A 1,587-nucleotide genomic window follows, 5' to 3' on the forward strand; every position below is an offset into this window, starting at 1 on the left:
GATGCCGCGGTCGAGATAGTCACGGACCGGGTCGTGTTGGGCTTCGTGTTGGTCGGGGGACGTCATCAGTGTGCTCCGGATGCGGTTGTCGGGTCGGCGCTCAGGCGCGCGGCGCGGTCAGTGCGTTCATTCCGCCAGCGAGGCCATTTCGGCGCGGAAACGCTCAGGTGTCCAAACCGTGCCGTCCGGCGCGCGGAAGCCGATGCGGTTCAGCCCCGCGACGACATCGTCCACCTCGGTCGCGCCGCTCTCGAACACGCGTTCGAGCGCATCGCCGAGGTCGTTCTCGTACTGGGTCGGTGCGGCCTTGCGGTTCTGCCAGATCTGGTTCTCGACCTGACCGGGGATCTCGATCTGCCCCTTGCCCGCGACGTTGTTCGGCTGCGGCGCCACCCACGGCTTCAGGAAGGGATTGAAGTTGACGGTCGCTTCTTTCATGTCATTCCACCTTGATCTGGATTTCTTCACCGGCGAGGCGCACCGCGTACTGCTTCAGCGCGCGTCCGCCCGGACCCTTCAGGCATGCGCCCGTCTTGATGTCGAACACGGCCTCGTGCAGCGGGCACTCGACCGTGCCTTCGTCGACGAACCCCTGCGTCAACAACGCGTACGCATGCGGGCATACGTTCTCGAGCGCATACACGTCGTCGCCGACGCGGTAGATCCCGATTTCCACGCCGTCGGTCCGCTTGAACTCGATCGGCGTGTCTTCCGACAGCGCGCCGGCATGACCGGCGCAAATCCATTGTTCAGACATCTCACACCCTTCCTTCTGATCGACTCTCGGTTTGTTCCATATCCGGAACGTCAGTTTATGGATGGTGATTATAGGAGCGACTTTCCGCGAGCAAAATAAAAAGCTGCATGTCCTAGGGAAAACACCGACACTTAGCTCGGCCGCTCCCTTCGTCTACCCTGTCGAATGTAATTTTTTGTTATGCGACGGGGATTTATCGGCTTTTTCAAGACATCACGCGGGATTGCCGGGCGTCTGCCCGCCACTCATCCGTCCCGAAAAATTTATTTTTGATCGGGCGCGCACCCCCTCTATACTCCATTCCATTAAAGGCACATTGTTCCTTATATGGAACACAAGAATGCCCGTTCGGCGATGAACATGCGCGACGGCCGGCCGTCCCCGCGCAGGCCGTCACAACACGTATTCATCAGGTTGGAGAGTCAGGAGATCAAATGGTCAAGCATGCGGTAGTAGCAGCAGTCATCGGGATGGGCGTCGCGTCGGGCGCGTGGGCGCAGAGCAGCGTGGTGCTGTACGGCAGCATGGATGCGGGCGTCGCATACGTGAACAACGTCGGCGGCCACGCGAAGTGGGCGATGATCCAGGGCAATACGCAGCCCGACCGGTGGGGCCTGAAGGGCAAGGAAGATCTCGGCGACGGACTGTCGGCGATCTTCCAGCTGGAAAACGGCTTCTATACGAACAACGGCCAGTTCGCGACGGCGAACACGATCTGGAACCGCGCGGCGTTCGTCGGCCTCAGCGCCGAGCGCTACGGCACACTGACGCTCGGCCGCCAGACGCCGCTGTCGTTCGACTATCTCGATCCGCTCAGCACCGCGTATCTC

3 protein-coding genes are annotated in these 1,587 nt (G+C 61.1%); 1 reads left to right on the forward strand and 2 read right to left on the reverse strand.

Annotation, left to right across the window (positions count from 1 at the left end; genetic code table 11):
• Positions 1 to 126 precede the first annotated feature (126 nt).
• On the reverse strand, positions 127 to 438 hold the full coding sequence (locus tag JMF90_RS36430) for a recombinase-like helix-turn-helix domain-containing protein (protein ID WP_011547421.1): 312 nt from the start codon (positions 436 to 438) through the stop codon (positions 127 to 129).
• Position 439: 1 nt separating this feature from the next.
• The gene (locus JMF90_RS36435) at positions 440 to 757 is read right to left on the reverse strand and encodes a non-heme iron oxygenase ferredoxin subunit (protein ID WP_006478721.1); all 318 of its coding nucleotides are present in this window, start codon (positions 755 to 757) and stop codon (positions 440 to 442) included.
• Between the two features lie 434 nt (positions 758 to 1,191).
• On the opposite strand from JMF90_RS36435, the gene JMF90_RS36440 reads away from it, so the two are divergent.
• The coding region (locus JMF90_RS36440; protein ID WP_201317107.1) for a porin at positions 1,192 to 1,587 on the forward strand (396 nt) is incomplete at its 3' end.

Source organism: Burkholderia sp. E168m23 (assembly GCF_016586125.1).
Classification (GTDB): Bacteria; Pseudomonadota; Gammaproteobacteria; order Burkholderiales; family Burkholderiaceae; genus Burkholderia; species Burkholderia orbicola.